The sequence below is a fragment of the Rossellomorea sp. LjRoot5 genome (assembly GCF_964253455.1).
Taxonomy (GTDB): domain Bacteria; phylum Bacillota; class Bacilli; order Bacillales; family Bacillaceae_B; genus Rossellomorea.
Map to the genome: position 1 here is coordinate 139,924 of NZ_CAXUQN020000001.1, position 18,554 is coordinate 158,477.

The following is an 18,554-nucleotide window of genomic DNA, read 5'->3' on the forward strand; positions in this document are numbered from 1 at the left end:
TGGTTTTTCCTATTCTTAAAAGATCATATGAGCAATCGCTACAATCACAAGTAACGTCAAAAATGTCCGTTGCAGGAAGATGATGACCAGATCCTTGAAATCGACCGGGATCTTGGAACCAAGGAGCAGTCCGCCAACTTCAGACATGTAGATCAATTGTGTGACAGATAAGCAGGCGATGACAAAGCGCGTCAATTCACTTTCAATTCCCGATCCGAAGATGGCCGGTAGGAACATATCAGCAAACCCGACAAGGATGGAGCGTGATGCTTCCGTTGCTTCCGGGATTTGCAGAAGCTCAAGGACCGGAATAAGCGGCATCCCAATGTATTCAAAGAACTTTGTGTTCTCGGCAACAATCAGGGCCGTTGTCCCGATCGCCATGACGATCGGTGCCACCCCCATCCACATATCCAGCACATTTTTCATTCCATCTGTGAAGAACTTCGAGGCACTGTTGTTGTTTTTCGCCTGTACAAGAGCCTGCTCGTAGCCATAACCGACACGGCTGTAACCTTCAGGGATCTCTTCCATCGTGTTTTTCCCTTCCTGACCATTGAAATACGTGTCAGGTTTACGGGATAAAGGCGGGATCCTCGGCAGGATAATCGCTGCAAGAAGTCCTGCGGCAGATACGGTCAGGTAAAATGGAATGAAATATTCCCCAAGATTCACCTGTGAAATGACGACAAGGCAGAAGGTGATGGATACGACTGAGAAGGTTGTCCCGATGACCGCTGCTTCCTTCTTCGTATAATAACCATCTTCATATTGCTTGCTTGTCAATAATACGCCGATCGTACCGTCCCCAAGCCACGACGCTAAGCAGTCAATGGAAGAACGACCCGGAAGGCCGAATACAGGACGCATAATTTTCGTTAAAAGTGCACCGAATAATTCGAGTAATCCGAAATTCAATAATAGCGGCAGGAAAAGTCCTGCAAAAAGAAATACAGAAAAAAGAATAGTGAGAAGTCCGTCCGCGTTTAATAGAAGTCCCCCTGTTGCATCTGACCAGACCCACTCAGGCCCTAGCTTAAACAGAGTCATCACGGCAAAGATGGCGCCGACTACTCTGACAACGGCCCATACAGGCCTGACATCGAATAGACTTGTAAAAAACGGTGATTTTTCAATGAAATCCGGGTGTGCGAGCTTTGTGATGAACGTGCCGATGACCGTCAGGATGATCAAGCCTGTCATAATGGAAGGTACATAGCTGCCGATCCAATCCTGTAGAAGCCCGGATAAGACCGCGATCGGTATCGTAATTCCGTCTTTCCCCGGGATCGGTATCATAAATAGAAAAACTCCCAATAAGGAAGGGATGATAAATCGTAAATGACTTGTTAGTGTAAAGCGATGTTGCTGATTCATAAATTCACCTCAGAAGTAGTAGTAACGGAAAATGAAACATTATTCATTTTAATGCATACATATAAATTTGTCCACAGAAAGTTAGAGGAATAGAATGTATGTATCCCTCAGTAGGTTTTCCCAAAGGAAGGCGGGGTGAAACATAAAGTATTAATAATATCCAGTAAATCTATAATACCAGAAAAGAAAGCGCTATCTTTATGTATGTTTACCATTTTACTAAAATTTTAAAAAATTTCAATAATAACATGAGTAGAAGGTGAATATAGAACTAAAAAAAGATTTTATAATTTGAAAATATGGGTTTAACCTCTGTTTATGTGGGTATAAAGAATTCATACCTTAGATGGTCAGGAGTTGTAAACGATGACATCTTTAACAAAACTTACAGAAGAACAGTTGGCCAATGTCTACCAATTGGCGCAGGAAGAAGGATTGGAAGAAGAATTTATTGAGATGTTAGAAGGAGAGCTGGAGAGAAGGGAAAGTGTACGATAGAAGGTAAGCGAATATAAAAGATAATGAGCTTCTATACATACCGGCCGGTCTCTTAGGAGGCCGGCCTTTTTATGGTTCCAGGTAAAAAACACCATCCGGAAGAATAGCACTGCTTATTCCATTATAAAAATAGTAACCCCAGTGAAATGACCACGCCACTGATGACAAGGATGATCACACAATAGCCCATAATATCCTTTGCCTTCAGTCCTGCGATGGCAAGAGCCGGCAAAGCCCAGAATGGCTGGATCAAATTGGTCCATGCATCACCCCATGCAACGGCCATGGCAGTTTTGGCGACCGATGCATCAAGGGTTTGAGCGGCATCGAGCATGATTGGAGCCTGAACAGCCCACTGTCCGCCACCGGAAGGAACGAAGAAGTTGACAATCCCTGCGCTCAGGAAGGCGAAGAAATAAAACGTCGCATCATTTGAAATCGATACAAAAGCTTCACTCATGACGACAGCGAGTCCGGATGCAGTCATCATCCCCATGATCCCCGCGTAGAAAGGGAACTGGATGACAATCCCGCTTGCTCCTTTAATGGCCTCTTGTACAGCCGCAAGGAAGCGCTTCGGCGTACCGTGAAAAAGAATGCCGAGAAAGAGGAACAGAAAGTTTACGATATCTAAATTTAGTGCGAAACCATTTTTAACAAAGTATGAGAATAAGAACACAATTCCGAGCACCGCCACAATAATCGATAAAATCATACTATTTTCAAGTTTATCGGCAGGAGTCATCGCTTCTTTTTCAAGGGTGGAAGCTGTCTCATTGAAGAGCTCGGGGTCAACCGTTATCGTCTCTTCTTTCGATGGCATTAACATCCTGTTGGTGATCGGAAGGACGATAAATAATGCTGCAACGATGATGAGAGTGGACGTGGCAAAGATGGTTTCATTGGTCGAAATGACCCCGATCAAATCCTGAAACGGATGACCATCAGTCGCAATCGAAAGCGGAATCGATCCTGAGAACCCTGCATGCCAGACGACAAAGCCCGAGTATGCACTGGCGATGAGCAATCGGTAATCGACGCCCTTCACCCGCTTGGCCAATTCTTTTGCAAATAATGCCCCGATGACAAGTCCGAATCCCCAGTTGATCCAGCTTGCAATCATGGAAACCACGGTCACGATGACGATGGCAGAACCAGGAGATTTGGCAAACGAAGCAAGAAACCCGAGGAACCGTTTAAATAGAGGACTGCTCGCAAGAACGTACCCTGTCACAAGGACCAGTACCATCTGCATGGAAAAGGCAAGCAGGCTCCAGAATCCATCCCCCCAATACTGAACCATCTCAAGACTTGAACTTTCAGTGAAAATGAGCCCAAGGCCGAACACGACCAACGTTAAAATGACCACGAATAAAAATGGATCCGGCAAATAACGCTGCATGATTTTGTTAGATAATGAAATAAGTCCCTTCATCTTCATCCCCCTTATAAAAATATACCTCCATACTATTCTTCTATAGCGATGAATGAAAACCCTTTCATTCTATATGAAATTGCAGAAAATGATAAAAAGCGCCTGCACTCTAATAAGAGTGCAGGCGCTTAGGATTATTTTTTTACCGGACGGGCTTTGCTTTTTTCTTTCCGTAGAAGCCGGAATAACGTCACACACATGAAGATCAGGATGACTGTGAATGGCAGTGCAGAGACGAGAGAAGCGGTCTGTAATCCCTCGAGACCACTGGATACGAGCAATACAGCTGCTATGGCGGCAATCAATACTCCCCAGACGACCTTCACGATCATTGGAGGGTTCAAGCTCCCCTCTGTCGTCATACTACTTAAAATGTATGTCGCTGAGTCAGCCGACGTAATGAGAAAGGTAAAGATCAACAGAATGGATAGGACAGACAGGACCATGGTAAAGGGAAGTTCACCATATGTTGAAAATAAGGCACTCGTCACATCTTTATTGACCCCTTCCGCAATCGAGGTACCGCTGAATAAGTCCAGGTGAAGGGCAGTTCCCCCAAAGACGGCGATCCACATGAGGGCAATGAGTGGTGGAACGACCAACACGCCTACAATAAATTCCCTGATGGTCCTCCCTCGTGATACCCGTGCGATAAAGGCACCGACAAATGGAGACCAGGCGATGGCCCATGCCCAGTAGAAAATCGTCCAGTCCTGTACCCATGTGCCTCCCTGATAAGGTGTGAGACGAAGGCTGTAGCGGATGAAATTCGAAATGTAATCACCGATTCCAAGTGTGAATGTGTTTAAGATAAAGACTGTCGGACCGACGATGAACACAAAGAGCATCAGAAAAAGAGCCAAGGATAAATTGAGATTACTGAGCCATTTAATACCTTTATCAAGTCCTGTTGTGGAGGATGCTAAGTAAAGGATGAGCAGGATCAATACAATCACCAATTGAGTCCATGTGCCACTTCCTATTCCAAAGACGGAACTCAATCCTCCATTGATCTGCAGGATCCCGAGGCCGAGTGAAGTAGCGACACCCATGACGGTTGCAATGACCGCGAGTATATCAATCGTATTTTTAATGCCTTGTGACCCTTTACGTTTCCCGATCATGGGTGTGAGAGAGGTGGAAACGAGTCCATTGTCCCCTTTTCTAAATTGAAAGTAGGCAATGATCAACCCGACAATCGTAAAGACCGACCATTGACTGACTCCCCAGTGGAAAAAGGCATACCCCATCGCGAGGCGTGCGGCTTCTTCCGTCTGTGCTTCCACACCCGGGATCGGAGTTTCAAAGAAATGGCTCATCGGTTCTGCAATCCCCCAGAACACAAGTCCAATCCCGAACCCGGCGGAAAACAACATTCCTATCCATGTGAAGAATGGATACTGTGGCCGTTCCTCATCCTTTCCCAGACGTATTTTCCCGTATCTACTTCCCATAAGAAACAGTAGAAATAGCACAAAGAAAAATACGGACACAAGATAAAACCATCCAAACGAATAGGTGGTGAAACCAAAGGCTGCATTCGCTCCTTGTGCAAAAAGTTTCGGAAAAGAAGCGCCAAAAACAACTAAGATGGACAGAATAATAGCTGAAATCCAAAACACTTTGTTCAAATATGTACGGTTACCCATGAATAATCCTCCTGACGTAATAGACGAGCATTCTCTTTATTTCTCATACCCTAATTCTTGCAGGGTATTCATATCAGGAGGGTGTTCAGTATAAAACCATAAAAGATTCATGATACAATGGCTAAATTAAGAATATTCAACAACAGGAAGGTGTTTACAAATGATTACATTCATTGCTACAGATATGGACGGAACGCTATTAAATGAAAATCAGGAAATCAGTGAAGCGAATAAGCAGGCTATCCTGGACGCACAGGAGCAGGGGATCGAAGTGGTGGTTGCCACAGGCAGGTCATATGAGGAAGCCCGTTATGTCATACAAGAAGCAGGCATCTCATGCGATATCGTCTGTGCCAATGGAGCAGAAGTGCGGAACAAACAAGGTGATATCATCTATCAGGCAGGGATTGAATCAACGCGCGCAAGAGAGATTGCCGCTGTCTTGAATGAAACCGGCATTTACTTTGAAATCTACACCGATCAGGGTACGTATACGGAAGACTATGAAATGGGAGTCGAATTGATCGTCAACATTTTCACAACGGCCAATCCCGGCGTGTCTGAAGAACAAGTTAGACAAGCGGCCAGGGAACGATTTGAAAAAGGTCATATCAAGCTAGTGGAAGATTACGGGGTCCTATTCGCAGATGACAGCCAGCTAGTCTACAAATTCCTTGTTTTCTCCTTTGATGAGAAGCAGCTGCAAGAAGCGAACGAGAAATTAAGTGAACTTACAGGCATCGCCATCAGCTCATCGGGTAAAGAAAATATTGAAGTGAACAGCCTTGAGGCACAAAAAGGCGTCGCTCTTGAGAAACTGTTGAAGGACAAAGGACTTTCCCCTGAACATGCCATGGCCATGGGTGATAATCTTAATGACCTGTCCATGATGAAAGTAGTCGGAAGACCCGTCGCCATGGGAAATGCCCTGGAGCAGATTAAGGACTTCTGTCCATTCATCACGGCAACGAATAAAGAGGATGGTGTAGCTAAAGCCATCCTGGAAGTGATCCACCAACCGGCAAAGTAATGAGAACTCCTTCTGTTGTCCATACTGGTAAAAAAAGAGTGAATAAAGGGAGCTGGTAGGATGAAAATTAAAATGGGTTGGCTCGTGTTTCTCATGAGTCAGAGCTTACTACTCAGTGCGTGTTCGTTCGGACAGCCAGATGTGCAGCAGGAAGAAAGTGAATCCGTCACCAGGCCGAGTGTCGAAAGTAAGGTTGTGGCGCAGGATCTCTCCATTCCCTGGTCCATCCAGAAGCTTGGGGCTGTGTTCTACCTTACTCAACGGACCGGGGACATCGTTGAAATAAAGGATGGAAATAAATCCATAGTTAAGACCAGGCTTTCAAAGCCATTATCGGATCGACCTGAAGCGGGGCTGTTGGGGTTTGTGCTTCACCCGGATTTCGAATCGAATCAACAGGCCTTTGCCTATTATACGTACGGGGATTCAGATGCCAACTACAATCGGGTCGTAACCCTGAAGCGGAATGCAAGCGAATGGGCCGAGGAAAAAGTCCTGTTGGACCGAATCCCAAGCGGTCAATTTCATCAAGGTGGCAGGCTTGAAATCAGTCCCGATCACAAGCTCTACATTACCACCGGGGATGCCACCAGGCAGGATCATGCTCAGGATCTCTCTTTCCTTGGTGGGAAAATTCTTCGCATGGATCTGGATGGCGGGATCCCATCTGATAATCCATTTGAACAATCATACGTTTACAGCTACGGCCACCGGAACCCCCAAGGCCTTGCATGGAGCCAAAATGGTGAATTTTATGAAACCGAACATGGTCCGAATGGATTTGATGAAGTCAACCTGATCAAAGCCGGAAACAATTACGGCTGGCCGAAAATCACAGGTAGTGATAAGGAAGAGTCCATGATTTCCCCGCTGGCACACTCCGGGGAACCTTCATGGGCACCTTCTGGAGCGGACTTCTGGAATGCAGATTTCGTATTTGCATCCCTCGCTGGTCAAAGCGTAAAGCGATTTGATACGGAAACGGGGGAAGTAACCGATCTTCTCACTGGATTTGGACGTGTCAGGGATGTGCTGGTGGAAGGGGACACCCTTTATTTTGTCTCCAACAACACAGATGGGCGCGGAATCCCCCGTGAGAATGACGATAAGCTGTATGGGGTGGATTTGAAGTCAGTGATGAATGAAGAATAGAGTGACGGAAACCTCCCTTCGTTTTGGGGAGGTTTTTTTCGCAAAAAAAAAACACGCTCTAAAGCGTGTTCATGAATGTTTATTTTCATCATTGGCTTTCAGAATCGCAATCACGAACATCCCAAAACTGAGCATCAGAGATAATACTTCGAATGTATTCATTATACATCGCCTCCTTATTCTAAGGCTTCCCGGATTCAAGATTGTCCTATACGCTTGAAATAAATGGAATGTTTCACTGCTTCTTTTCGTCAAATAATCCCGGGACATTTTCCAATGAATAGTTCCTGACATACCGGATCAATTTGATTTTTAACTCCTGCTCGAGGTCGTCCCTGTTTTCGAGTCGGGTCAAGTTCAATGATTTCCTGATTTTCGGTTCGAACCTCCGGATGACCTTCGTTTCATATTCCGTGTTACTCTTCGCTTCTTTGACTAAATCGTATAAAATTCCCATGGTTTATGATTCTCCTTTTTCTAAAATGGATTTTAATTTACGTAACGCTTTTCGATGGGCTTTCGAGACGGCTTGTTGGGATACACCCTGCATTCTTGCTATCTCCGTATCAGACCGCTCCTGCACATAGGCTAAATCCAGGATATGCTTTTGTTTGTCGGTCAACGTTTTATAAGCCTGCAGGAGTTCTTCGTTCTCCAGGCATTCCATTAAGGTCGAATAATTGGTGAAAGGTGCAATATCCAATGCGGGATCCGGAACAAGGTCGACATACGATCCGCCATCTTCACCCACCTGGTTATCCAGGGTGAGAGGATGACGTTCGCTATATTTTCTTATATGCTTGTCAAAGTTCACACTGTGAAAATAAAGGGATGAACTGACATAAGAGGTAAACCGGATATCAAAATAATAGGCTTTAAACGCTTCGTTTAAATGCTCTTCCTTCCTTGCACTGGGGTGACGTAAAAAATCTTCGACTAACTTACGGTTCTCGATTTGACTGATAAAGGACTCAACGGCTTTATTGTATTTGAGATGAGGATAATGACGATAAAATTCACTCACTAATGAATCCATTTTTTCACCACCAATAGAACATATGTTCGATTTTAAAGTAAAAAAAAGAGGAGAAAACATCTCTCTGCTTTTACTCTATAAAGAAGCGGAAGGGACCCATTTCCACAACCTTCTTCTCTTTAATCGATCCATAGTACTATCTATTAAACCACATATTACAGAATGAAGTAAGTGATGAATGCACTAATTTTCCCTTATTATCCACTTATTAGATGGGGGTGGGATTTTATAAAGGAGATTGAGGGTAGTTTATGTAATATAGTATACAAGGTTCATTCTTTATGAAAGGGAAGTGACGGGATGAGTGGTAAATGGGTGTTCGCCTTTCTTTTGGCAGGTTTGTTGCTGGGTGGATGTGCTGCAGACGATGGGAAGAAAGATCAGGATTCTACTGAAGTCAATTCGGATGTCCCTGCTGCCGAAACGGAACAGCCTGCGAATAAAATGGATGTTCTGGCCAACGATGAAAAGATCATAGAGATGTTAAAGAAGACCGGAGTCATAGCGGAAGACGCTACTCATGAAGAGATTGAAAAGGCTCTTCAGAAATACCTCCAGGATAAAAACAGTGACCAGCTGATGAATGAGAAAGAAAAGAAAAAATATATTGATGAGATTAAAAAGAAAATCCAAGAGGGCAGCTAGAAATTGGGAACGGGCAAGGGTGAAGAACCCTTGCCCGTTTCTTCATGGGATCAGCGCATGACACTGCCCCCTGAAATTTTGACCGATTCTCCGACAATGTTTGCGGCAGCATCACTTAATAGATAAACGATGGTGTTCGCGACTTCAACGGGGGAGGTTAATCTTCCAGAAGGAATGCTATCCTTCGCGATTTCCAGTTGATCCTCATAACTTCTGCCTTCCCGTTCCCCTTTGGATTTGATGGCGTTTCGACCCATCTCTGTATCGACATACCCCGGGCAAATGGCGTTGACTCTGATATTTTCCTCGATCGCTTCATGGGCAAAGGCCTGGGTGAACCCTGTCACTGCAAACTTGGATGCACTGTAAGCAATGTTTCCGTGGGTACCTCTCAGTCCGGAAAGGGATGAGATGTTAACGATCGCTCCACCTTTTAATCCCTTCATTTGGTTATAGACGTCCTGGGAGAGCTGAACCAGTGAGAAATAGTTTAGTTCCATGATTTTTCTCATATCTTCTTCAGTCAGTTTCTCCACCAGATCACCCCCGCCAATTCCGGCCGAATTCACAAGGCCTGTGATGGGACCGTGCTGCTTTCTTGCAGCAAATAGAAGCTGTTCGCGGTCTTCGGTTTTCGTAAGATCCGCTTTATGGAGAAAGACACTGGAAGGATCTTGGCATTCTGCTTTCAACTGATTCAGTTTTTCTTCATTCCGACCCGTAATCGTCACCTTGGCACCCGCTTGAACGGCAGTTTTTGCTGTTTCATATCCGATCCCCCCGGTGGCACCTGTGATAAGGATATGCTGATCTTTCAACGTGTTTTCATGAAAAAGGAAACTCATTTTTTTACCTCCTTGTGATGTATAGTACGTTTTACCCGGGGGGGAGAGGTGGGAAACGGAAGGTGGCCGTTTTGAAAATAAAATCCCGTTTTTGAAAATAAAAGGGTGAGATTTGAAAATAAAAATGGATTTTTGAAAATAAAAGTAGTGAAATTGAAAATAAACGCTCCGGGACTCCACCTGCAACTGAAAAAGGACCCCGATTTGGAGTCCTTTCTACACGTTTTAACCCTTCCCGATCCCGTTTACAATCATCTGCACGGTCATCTCGATCTCTTTTTCATCATTCCAATCGGCTTCAGGAAGGAAAAGGTACCGAACGATGAGCAGGCCGAAGATGCTTGTAGCTGAAAATCGCACGACAGCTGGTGATGGCAGGTCGATAATCTGCCCCTTATCTTTATAATGATCAACGAGGCGAACGAATTTCTCGAATACCTTTTCAGCGATATGCTCTCTGAACTGTTCTTTCAATTCGGGATGAAAAGGGATTTCCTGTATCAATATTTTAAAAGCGGTCATATTCTCTTTGAGGAACTCCTGGCGATTCAAAATCATCGCTTTCAGGAAATCTTCGTACCGGTCATACTTGGCATCAAGCACTTTATTAAGATCCCGGATTACAAAAGGAGCGATCAGTTTGGCCATCGTAGGGGATACAATCGAAAGAAGCAGGTCCTTCTTTGTTTTGTAATGCCGGAAGATGGTTCCTTCTGCGACGCCTGCCTTTTTAGCGATTTGACTGGTGGAAGTGGAGGCGTACCCTTTTTCAGCAAACATTTCGATGGCTGCCTCCACGATTTTCTGTTGTTTTTCCGTCAGTGATTCTTCTTCATCGAACAACTGTTTAAATATATTTTTTTCTTCAGACATTATTAAACCCCTAACTTGTCGTTCATTCCTACCCTATATTTTACGGTATTTTCGGAGGGCTGCAACATTAAGGACGATAAAGAGTAGAGAAAAACCGATCAGCACGGATAGATTAAAGAGTAAATCCCCGAATGCATAGCCGCGTATCATGACATCCCTTAGTGCATCAGCTGCATAATAAAGCGGGGTTAACGGTCCGATCCAGCTTAGCCACTCGGAGATGGTGTCTAAATTGAATAATCCCGAGAAAAAGATCTGAGGAACCACGACAATCGGAATGAACTGCATCATCTGTAATTCATTTTTAGCAAAAGCGGACAACAATATTCCGAGAGTAAGAGCAGTGAACGATAAGGAAACGATGATGATCAATACGTTGAAAAAGCTGCCTTTCATCATCATGTCCAAGATGTAAATTGAGTACCACGAAATCAGGGAAGCCTGAAGGAGCGTCACGATCCCGAAGCCAATGACGTAACTGACGACCATTTCCCAGATTTTAATGGGAGAAGCAAGCAATCGCTCGAGTGTCCCCGTCGTTCTCTCTCTTAAAAAAGACACGCCACTGATTAAAAAGACGAAGAAGAAGACGAAAAATCCAAGGAGGACGGGTCCAAAGGAGTCAAACATCTCCATGTCCTTACTTCCATAGACGTATTTCACTTCATCGGTCATGTTTTGTGAAGGAGAAGGGAATAAGGTCTGTACCTTCTTCATGACGGCCCCATTGACAGTGGGATCACTGCCTTCGATGACAATGGATGGTGAAGTGGGGTCTTCGAATGAAATATAGCCATCCAATTTTCCACTTTTAATGTCCTTCAATGCTTCATCAGGGTTCGGATAGACTTGGAAATCCTCTGTATCAACCTTCGCTTCCATCTTTTGCGGCAGGTCTACAATGGCGACCTTTGCGTCATAATCCTCAGTGTCAAAAACAAGGGACAGCATGCTGAGGATCAGGAGTGGTGCCAGAAACATCAGGGCCAATGTGCGTTTGTCCCGGAGGAGCTGCTGAAGGATACGGATGACAAATCCACTAATTCTCAACGGAAACACCTCCATTTTTCAAAAAGACATCTTCAATTGAAGTGACCCCGTACGTTTCTTTAATCCCGGCAGGTGTGTCGCTTGAAATGATTTCTCCATGCTGCAGGAGACCCAGCGCGTCACATCTTTCTGCTTCATCCATGACGTGAGTCGTAATGATCAGCGTCCTGCCTTCTTCTTTCAGCCGGTGGAAGCTGTCCCAGATTTCTTTTCGCAGGACGGGATCGATTCCGACGGTCGGTTCATCAAGAAATAGGACTTCAGGTTCGTGTAGAAGGGCGATGGCGAGTGAAAGTCTTCGTTTCATCCCGCCTGAATATTGATGAACCGGCTTGTTCAGGTGTTCAAGTAGATCGACGGTGTTCATCACTTTTTCGATTTGTGCTTTTCGGTCGTTTTTCTTTAATCCATAGAGGGATGCCATGAAGGATAGGTTTTCTTTAGCCGTCAGCTCATCGTATAGGGCATCGGATTGAGCCATATATCCGATGGTCGGGTAAAGGTCGTCAGCCTTCAGCTTGTTCCCTTTGAAGGTCACACTGCCGGATGAAGGCGTTTCAAGTCCGATCATGAGCTTGATGATTGTCGTTTTCCCTGAACCTGACGGGCCCAATAATCCGTAGATTTGTCCTTTAGGAATAGCAAGATTGATTTTTTGTAATACGTTCTGTGAGCCAAATGATTTTGACAGCTCCCGTAATTGGATAATGGAATCCATGTAAATCACACCTTTCAAAAGTAGTGAGTGATTACTCACTATTAATATAAAGTAAGAGGATCGTTTTGTAAAGTGAGTAATCACTCACTAATTTATTCTTCTCATTTATTTTTAGAAGAGCCTACATGAAAAAAAGAGCCTGAGCAGCGGCCCAGACTCTTCTTATCTCATTATTTCACGTTGTCATTTTCCCATTGATAGCTCCAGAATCGTTCAACGGTGACCCATTTTAATGATTCAGGATCATTTTGCTGAATGCCTTTTTCAAGATCCTTCAGCATCCAGGCCGTTTGGGAGATATGGGCCTTCATGGCACCGATTTTTTGATCTTTGACCGGTGTGATATCAACAAAGATATCGGGTTTGCCCAATTCTTCTTCGCAATTCTTAGAGAATGCCAGGCAATGAAGCTTTGGTCTTGATGCTTTCGGAAGGCGTCTGACGGCACGGACGACGGCTCTTGCAGTTGCTTCATGATCCGGGTGGACCGAGTAGTCCGGGTAGAACGTGATGATGAGGGACGGGTTTAATTCTTCGATCAGCTCCGTCACCATGTTTGAAAGCTTTTCATCATTTTCAAATTCAAGGGTCTTATCCCGGTAGCCCATCATGCGCAGATCCTGTATTCCCATCACGTCGGCGGCTTTTTGCAGCTCTTTTTTCCGGATTAAAGGAAGGGATTCCCGGGTCGCAAATGGCGGGTTTCCTAAGTTCCTTCCCATTTCCCCTAATGTGAGGCATGCATAGGTGACGGGCGTTCCATTGTTTACGTGGGTGGAAATGGTCCCTGATACACCAAATGCTTCATCATCCGGGTGAGGGAAGATGACAAGTACCTGTCTTTCTTTTTCCATTTTGACCTCTCCTTTATTTATAGGTTCAAGTAGTTTAATTGAAAGGGGTTGGACTGATTTCAAGGGCAACGGCCAGTTTCCCGTCCCCGCCATGTCCTGCAAGCAGCAAGCGGCCCTGTTCATCGAATTCATAATGAGTCAATCCCTCGGCATAGATCCAGCCGATTTCAATTTTCAGACCGACACGGTAAGGTCCGTCCCCGATGATTTTTCCGTGCTCGTAGTTCACTTTTGCGTTACGCATATAGGCTCCCGCGGAGAAGAAGCCTTCATTGAAGTGTGAAGCGTAGGCTCCGTTGGTGGTTTCTAAATGTATATAAACGTCCTGACGGGCAAGCTGGGTGATGATTCCCTGCACATCGGCAATCTTAATTGGTTCCATTCTTTTTCCTCCTTAAATACAGAAAAGACTCTTAACCATTATGTACTATCTTACTAAAATTCATGATTGAATGCGAAAAGTATGATTGAGAGAAGGGGGATTCGCGACAGTGGAGGTCCGTCCCTCAAAAAAAGGCGCCAGGCACGAATGGGTATATTCGTTCCTGGCACCTGGGCGGGAGAGTATTATTTATTGAAGCGGTTGTAGGCTCCGTGCATGACGGGCCCTACGTATTCGTTCAGTTTGAAGCCGTGTTTGATGGCTGCAGTGACGAAGGATTTGGCATTCTTAACCGCTTCTTTCACGTCTTGTCCATTGGCAAGGTTTGCCGTGATGGCTGCGGCGAACGTGCATCCTGCTCCGTGGTTATAGGTAGTTTCTACTTTCTCTTCTTCAAGTAGAGTGAATTCGCTTCCGTCATAGAATAGATCGAGTGCTTTATCGTGCTTTAATTGCTTTCCGCCTTTGATGACAACGTTTTTAGCTCCCAGGTCGTGAATCTTCCTGGCTGCTTCCTTCATTTCATCAATCGTTTTAATCGGACCGGTCCCGGCAAGCTGCCCCGCTTCGAACAGGTTAGGGGTGACAACGGTCGCACGCTGCAGTAAGTGCTCTCTCATGGCGTCGGTTGTTTCAGGGTGAAGGACTTCATCTTCCCCTTTACATACCATGACTGGATCGATAACGACTTTATTTAAACCGAATGCATCGATTTTTTTCGCCGCAAGTTCAATGATCTCGACCGTGCCGAGCATTCCTGTTTTCATGGCATCGATCCCGACAGACATAACCGTTTCCAATTGTGCTTCCAGTGTATCGATGGATAGTGGGTGAACGTTATGGTGCCAATGGTTGTCAGGATCCATGGTCACGACAGTGGTAAGAGCCGTCATACCATATACGCCGTGCTCCTGGAATGTTTTAAGATCGGCTTGGATCCCGGCGCCTCCGCTTGAGTCGGATCCGGCGATCGTGAGTGTTTTTTTCATGGCTGCATTCCTCCTGTGATTTCGTTTCATTGTAAAAGTCTGACTAAAGAATATAATATCGGACGGGTAAATACAAATCCTTTTGACTATAGATGACGACAAAAAAGACGCCGGATGAAAATCCATCGACGTCTTTACGTAGCTGTTAGACAAACTTAGAAAGGTTTCGCATTATTATTCGTAGCTTCTTTAGAAGCAACAATGACAAGCTTGCCTTTATCAAGTTCTTCCTCATAGGCATCGGCTTCTGCCTGATTCATCCCGACAGACTTCATTTTCGAACGCAGTTCATCTCCGCGGCTGTTGAACATATTACCCATGGATTCAAGGATTCCCTGCTCTTTTATCCCGGTTGATTCCGTATTTGTTGCCTCTGTGATGTGTTTAGAGCGATGTTTGTCATGAGCGAATACGTAAATGTCATCTTTCGTATAACCTTCACTTGTGAACATTTCGATTTCTTTCTTTGCCTCTACCACATTCTGTACTGTTTGAACTTTATACATGCTTATTACCTCCGTGTTTTTATGTCTTGTCCCTTCTTTTCCCGGTAGGATCAACTTCAAACTTTCCAAAATATAGAAATAGAATAAATGTTTCCAAGATTCTACATTATTTCCTATAATAGAAGAGAGGAAGGTGAAGGATTTGACAAGTCAACACAAGAAAATACAAGAAATGGAAGCGGTTTTGGCAGATTTGAAGGCGGCTGAAAGACAAACGGGTGCCTCTTTGGCCATTGACAATAGAAGAAGCGGGCGTCGGGGATTGACCAATACCCTCCTGGCTTCGTGGAAAAGAAGAGTGTTGCTCTTTCTGATGGTGCTCTTGCTAGTGGTGGGAGGGGCATCGATAGGAGTCTACTACTGGTTATCTGGATCTACTTTTACAGAAGAAAAGGGCTCATTTGTGGAACGGATTCAAGAAATGAGTTCACTGGCCACGGCTCAAGGGTTTGTGAAAGCCGTGATCGAGCAGGAAGATAATCAGTTATTCGGGAAAGAAATCAATGCGGATCTTCCCGGAACGAAACGAAAACTTCTGATGGTCGTGCCCGGGACCGTCCTTGCCGGGGTAGATTTACAAGAGATCGATGACAAAGATATAGTAGTTAATGAAGAGAAGAAAGAAATCCGGCTTACGCTGCCCCGTGCGGAAATCCTTCAGGAACCGTCCATCGATACGGACAATATCAAGACGTTCTCTGTGGAAGGGATCTTCCGTAATGATGTAGATTGGAATGAAGGGTTTGCCCTTGCGGAAGTGGCAAAGGATCAAATCAGTCAGGAAGCGATCGAACAGGGGATCCTTCAAGCTGCTGAAAAAAATGCTGAAAAATCATTGACGGGTTTCTTTGAACAATTAGGGTACGACGTGACGATTGAATTTCAAAACTAGAAAGGGTGTCTGCTGGTGTCGGCGATTTTTCAAAATGATTGGGGACACGTTCTGGAAGATGAACTTCAGAAGGAGTACTACCGGGATTTACGGGAATGGCTGAAAGGGGAGTATCAGACGAACCTCACTCATCCACCCATGCACGATATTTTTAACGCTTTTCACTATACAGCCTTTGAAGACGTAAAGGTTGTCTTACTGGGGCAGGATCCGTATCATGGAGCAAATCAGGCAGAGGGCTTGAGTTTTTCTGTGAAAAAAGGGGTGAAAATTCCTCCCTCCCTGCGAAACATGTACAAGGAGCTTCAGGAGGATGTGGGATGTCCGGTTCCCAATCATGGCTCACTGGTGAAATGGGCCGAACAGGGTGTCCTCCTATTAAATACAGTGCTGACCGTCGGGGACGGCAAGGCCCACTCCCATAGAGGGAAGGGGTGGGAACGGTTCACAGATCGAGTCATCTCCTTATTGAATGAGCGGGAGAAGCCGGTGGTGTTTTTGCTATGGGGGAAGCCTGCCCAGGCGAAGCAGTCGTTGATTGATTCATCCAGGCACTACATTGTCACGGCTCCCCATCCGAGCCCTTTATCGGCCCACCGCGGCTTCTTTGGAAGCAGACCTTATTCAAAAACGAACGGGTTTCTTCGTGAACAGGGAATGGAAGAAATCGACTGGTGTGTAGAATCGTGATGTTTCACGTGAAACACAGAGGGAGGAAGCTTTGTGAAAAAGGAAGAAAGGATCAACTGTTTTCAATGTCAGTATTTTTATACAACGTGGGAGCAGGCTCACCCGCGGGGATGTAAAGGCTACGGGTTTAAAACAAAAGCGATGCCTTCCCTTGTGGTTTTACAATCCTCCGGAAGTCCATGCATGAAATTCAAGGCGAAACAAAGATGATATTTGCGAAATCCTTCAATAAGAATTAGGATAAAGACGTACATACTGTAGACCTTGTGGAAGGAGTCAATCATTGTGAATATCCCACATCAATCATTAATCAAGAAAATCGAACATGAACTCGGTAAAGCGAAGTCTGCTGAAAAGTCCCAGCAGATCCGTGAACATGTTTATTCAATAAAAGCACTATGTGAAGTATTGCTGGAGGAGAACAACGGGGCATCCACCCAGACTGCGTTTTCCCAACCTCAGCAAACGATGCCGTATTTCCAGGAATCACAGCCTGTTCAGAAGCCCGTTTCCATTCAGAAGGAAGAGCCTCTCGAAACAGATGACGGAGCCAATGGCAATTCTTTATTTGACTTTTAACCTAGGAGGTTCATCATGAAAACATTTATCATTATCGGTGCCATCAACGCCTTTTTATCCGTGGCACTCGGGGCTTTCGGTGCCCACGCATTGGAAGGGAAGATTTCACAGAAATACATCGATACGTGGAATACAGGGGTTCTTTATCAAATGTTCCATGCGATCGGGATCATCATCGTCGGAGTGCTGATGGGAAATGTCACGCCAACATCCCTGCTTTCCTGGTCAGGCTGGCTGATGCTGATCGGAATCATTCTTTTCTCTGGAAGCCTTTACGTACTGAGCATCTCAGGAGTGAAAATCCTAGGGGCGATCACACCGCTTGGAGGAGTATGCTTCCTCGTCGCCTGGGTACTTTTGATCGTATTTGCAGCGAAAACATTATAAACAAAAAAGATACCCTGTCAGGAAGTGGATTTCCTGACAGGGTATTTTTTTAGCGTTGGGAATAGCTTTGCATGGAGCCTCCCGCACCATATGGATATTCATATTCGATTTCTTCATCAAATGTAATGTAATCAAGATAAATCATCGGAATGAGGTACCGTGTGCCGGTTTGTGGATCGCTCAGGATAAGGTGATCCCGGCCGGCGGCTTCAATGATCCCTTTGAACACTTTCGCATTCCATTCCTTATTATTTTCAAACGTCGTATAAACCGTCGCGACTTTTCCTTTATTCAACCTGAGAATATTCTCGATATACGACTCTTCAATCGGAAGCATTCCCGGAACATTTTGAGAAGGCGCCGGGGCATTAGTAGGGGAAGGAATTTGAAACCCTCCACCGCCTTGCTGCTGGGGATAGTATTGTCCCTGACCTTGCCCACCACCGTAATACTGACCATAAGGATTATAAGCAGATTGATTATACCCTTGATACGGGTTTGATTGTTGGTTCGCCAAACCGAATACCTCCTTTAAGTAAGATTAATATACTTTCGGACAATCACCTTGAGTGGGTTGAAAGAAACAGTGGGACTTGAACCGCCCGGAGTTCGACTGGTTATACCATTGATCCGGACAGCTCCCGGCCGGCTTAAAGAACCAAAGGGAGTAAGACGCAGGGTGATACCTGCCACCTTTAATGGTCTTCCGCGCCAAATCGATATCCTTCTGCCGGGCCCGCTGATAGAAATAGCTTTTCTGGGTGGCCTCAAATCCACCGGGACTCTGAAACACCATATCCTGAAGATTAGCCAATTGCTTAAAGTCAAGGCAATCGGACCGGACCCGATTCACACCGACATTTCCCACCATAAGCATTCCAAGCTGTCCTTCACCCTCGGCCTCAGCCCTCATCAGTCGAGCCAGGAGCTTCACTTCCTTCTCGTTATAAGGAATAACACCCATCTT

At 45.1% G+C, this 18,554-nt stretch carries 24 protein-coding genes; 8 read left to right on the plus strand and 16 right to left on the minus strand.

The features are described from left to right. Positions 1-15: 15 nt before the first annotated feature. Positions 16-1,377, minus strand: a complete 1,362-nt coding sequence (locus tag ACSQ2E_RS00730) for a YjiH family protein (protein WP_435988913.1) — start codon at positions 1,375-1,377, stop codon at positions 16-18. Between the two features lie 366 nt (positions 1,378-1,743). On the opposite strand from ACSQ2E_RS00730, the gene sda reads away from it, so the two are divergent. Further along, positions 1,744-1,875 carry a sporulation histidine kinase inhibitor Sda gene (gene sda, locus ACSQ2E_RS00735; RefSeq protein WP_224944160.1) on the plus strand — a complete coding sequence of 44 codons (132 nt, stop codon included), beginning with the start codon at positions 1,744-1,746 and terminating at the stop codon, positions 1,873-1,875. A gap of 121 nt (positions 1,876-1,996) precedes the next feature. Here the strand turns inward: sda and ACSQ2E_RS00740 are convergent, their stop codons facing one another. Further along, a complete protein-coding gene (locus ACSQ2E_RS00740) occupies positions 1,997-3,310 on the minus strand; it encodes a short-chain fatty acid transporter (RefSeq protein ID WP_435988914.1) in 1,314 nt (437 codons plus the stop codon). 134 nt (positions 3,311-3,444) lie between these two features. Further along, on the minus strand, positions 3,445-4,959 hold the full coding sequence (locus ACSQ2E_RS00745; RefSeq protein ID WP_435988915.1) for a BCCT family transporter: 1,515 nt from the start codon (positions 4,957-4,959) through the stop codon (positions 3,445-3,447). Between the two features lie 160 nt (positions 4,960-5,119). Between ACSQ2E_RS00745 and ACSQ2E_RS00750 the strand changes: the two genes are divergently transcribed. Both ACSQ2E_RS00750 and ACSQ2E_RS00755 read left to right on the plus strand, forming a co-directional pair. Further along, on the plus strand, positions 5,120-5,989 hold the full coding sequence (locus ACSQ2E_RS00750; protein WP_435988916.1) for a Cof-type HAD-IIB family hydrolase: 870 nt from the start codon (positions 5,120-5,122) through the stop codon (positions 5,987-5,989). A 60-nt stretch (positions 5,990-6,049) separates the two neighbouring features. Beyond that, entirely contained in the window at positions 6,050-7,141 is a 1,092-nt protein-coding gene (locus ACSQ2E_RS00755; protein ID WP_435988917.1) for a PQQ-dependent sugar dehydrogenase, read from the plus strand. A 69-nt stretch (positions 7,142-7,210) separates the two neighbouring features. Here ACSQ2E_RS00755 and ACSQ2E_RS00760 read toward each other — a convergent pair whose 3' ends face one another. The 3 genes from ACSQ2E_RS00760 to ACSQ2E_RS00770 form a co-directional block, all read right to left on the minus strand. Beyond that, positions 7,211-7,303, minus strand: coding sequence for a putative holin-like toxin (locus ACSQ2E_RS00760; RefSeq protein ID WP_219169586.1), 93 nt, complete (start codon positions 7,301-7,303; stop codon positions 7,211-7,213). A 73-nt stretch (positions 7,304-7,376) separates the two neighbouring features. Then, positions 7,377-7,598, minus strand: a complete 222-nt coding sequence (locus tag ACSQ2E_RS00765; protein ID WP_435988918.1) for a hypothetical protein — start codon at positions 7,596-7,598, stop codon at positions 7,377-7,379. A 3-nt stretch (positions 7,599-7,601) separates the two neighbouring features. Further along, positions 7,602-8,177 (minus strand): sigma-70 family RNA polymerase sigma factor, encoded by a 576-nt coding sequence (locus ACSQ2E_RS00770; protein WP_435988919.1) that lies wholly within the window; start codon positions 8,175-8,177, stop codon positions 7,602-7,604. A gap of 300 nt (positions 8,178-8,477) precedes the next feature. Between ACSQ2E_RS00770 and ACSQ2E_RS00775 the strand changes: the two genes are divergently transcribed. Further along, positions 8,478-8,822, plus strand: coding sequence for a hypothetical protein (locus ACSQ2E_RS00775; protein WP_435988920.1), 345 nt, complete (start codon positions 8,478-8,480; stop codon positions 8,820-8,822). Positions 8,823-8,872: 50 nt separating this feature from the next. On the opposite strand, the gene ACSQ2E_RS00780 is transcribed toward ACSQ2E_RS00775, so the two are convergent. From ACSQ2E_RS00780 to ACSQ2E_RS00815, 8 genes are all read right to left on the minus strand, one after another. Then, a complete protein-coding gene (locus ACSQ2E_RS00780; protein ID WP_435988921.1) occupies positions 8,873-9,667 on the minus strand; it encodes an SDR family NAD(P)-dependent oxidoreductase in 795 nt (264 codons plus the stop codon). Between the two features lie 225 nt (positions 9,668-9,892). After that, positions 9,893-10,540 carry a TetR/AcrR family transcriptional regulator gene (locus ACSQ2E_RS00785; RefSeq protein WP_435988922.1) on the minus strand — a complete coding sequence of 216 codons (648 nt, stop codon included), beginning with the start codon at positions 10,538-10,540 and terminating at the stop codon, positions 9,893-9,895. 33 nt (positions 10,541-10,573) lie between these two features. Continuing rightward, complete coding sequence (locus ACSQ2E_RS00790; protein WP_435988923.1) at positions 10,574-11,590, minus strand: ABC transporter permease; 1,017 nt, start codon at positions 11,588-11,590, stop codon at positions 10,574-10,576. Then, entirely contained in the window at positions 11,580-12,308 is a 729-nt protein-coding gene (locus ACSQ2E_RS00795; RefSeq protein ID WP_435988924.1) for an ABC transporter ATP-binding protein, read from the minus strand. Before ACSQ2E_RS00795 ends, ACSQ2E_RS00790 begins: the two co-directional genes overlap by 11 nt. A gap of 170 nt (positions 12,309-12,478) precedes the next feature. Continuing rightward, positions 12,479-13,162: a bacillithiol biosynthesis deacetylase BshB2 gene (bshB2, locus tag ACSQ2E_RS00800; RefSeq protein ID WP_098438675.1), complete on the minus strand. Its 684-nt coding sequence runs from the start codon at positions 13,160-13,162 to the stop codon at positions 12,479-12,481. 34 nt (positions 13,163-13,196) lie between these two features. Then, positions 13,197-13,544: a YojF family protein gene (locus ACSQ2E_RS00805; RefSeq protein ID WP_435988925.1), complete on the minus strand. Its 348-nt coding sequence runs from the start codon at positions 13,542-13,544 to the stop codon at positions 13,197-13,199. 185 nt (positions 13,545-13,729) lie between these two features. Beyond that, complete coding sequence (gene pdxK, locus ACSQ2E_RS00810) at positions 13,730-14,533, minus strand: pyridoxine/pyridoxal/pyridoxamine kinase (protein ID WP_435988926.1); 804 nt, start codon at positions 14,531-14,533, stop codon at positions 13,730-13,732. A gap of 155 nt (positions 14,534-14,688) precedes the next feature. Beyond that, complete coding sequence (locus ACSQ2E_RS00815) at positions 14,689-15,039, minus strand: general stress protein (RefSeq protein ID WP_435988927.1); 351 nt, start codon at positions 15,037-15,039, stop codon at positions 14,689-14,691. Between the two features lie 133 nt (positions 15,040-15,172). Between ACSQ2E_RS00815 and ACSQ2E_RS00820 the strand changes: the two genes are divergently transcribed. The 4 genes from ACSQ2E_RS00820 (at position 15,173) to ACSQ2E_RS00835 (ending at position 17,587) form a co-directional block, all read left to right on the plus strand. Continuing rightward, positions 15,173-15,931 carry a DUF4230 domain-containing protein gene (locus ACSQ2E_RS00820; RefSeq protein WP_435988928.1) on the plus strand — a complete coding sequence of 253 codons (759 nt, stop codon included), beginning with the start codon at positions 15,173-15,175 and terminating at the stop codon, positions 15,929-15,931. Positions 15,932-15,946: 15 nt separating this feature from the next. Further along, complete coding sequence (locus ACSQ2E_RS00825) at positions 15,947-16,621, plus strand: uracil-DNA glycosylase (RefSeq protein WP_435988929.1); 675 nt, start codon at positions 15,947-15,949, stop codon at positions 16,619-16,621. 285 nt (positions 16,622-16,906) lie between these two features. After that, positions 16,907-17,200, plus strand: a complete 294-nt coding sequence (locus tag ACSQ2E_RS00830) for a YwdI family protein (RefSeq protein ID WP_435988930.1) — start codon at positions 16,907-16,909, stop codon at positions 17,198-17,200. A gap of 15 nt (positions 17,201-17,215) precedes the next feature. Next, positions 17,216-17,587 (plus strand): DUF423 domain-containing protein, encoded by a 372-nt coding sequence (locus ACSQ2E_RS00835; protein ID WP_435988931.1) that lies wholly within the window; start codon positions 17,216-17,218, stop codon positions 17,585-17,587. A 49-nt stretch (positions 17,588-17,636) separates the two neighbouring features. Here the strand turns inward: ACSQ2E_RS00835 and gerQ are convergent, their stop codons facing one another. Together gerQ and ACSQ2E_RS00845 are read right to left on the minus strand one after the other, a co-directional pair. Further along, on the minus strand, positions 17,637-18,104 hold the full coding sequence (gene gerQ / locus ACSQ2E_RS00840; protein WP_336200802.1) for a spore coat protein GerQ: 468 nt from the start codon (positions 18,102-18,104) through the stop codon (positions 17,637-17,639). Between the two features lie 24 nt (positions 18,105-18,128). Further along, the gene (locus ACSQ2E_RS00845) at positions 18,129-18,551 is read right to left on the minus strand and encodes a cell wall hydrolase (protein ID WP_435988932.1); all 423 of its coding nucleotides are present in this window, start codon (positions 18,549-18,551) and stop codon (positions 18,129-18,131) included. Between the last annotated feature and the right edge of the window lie 3 nt (positions 18,552-18,554).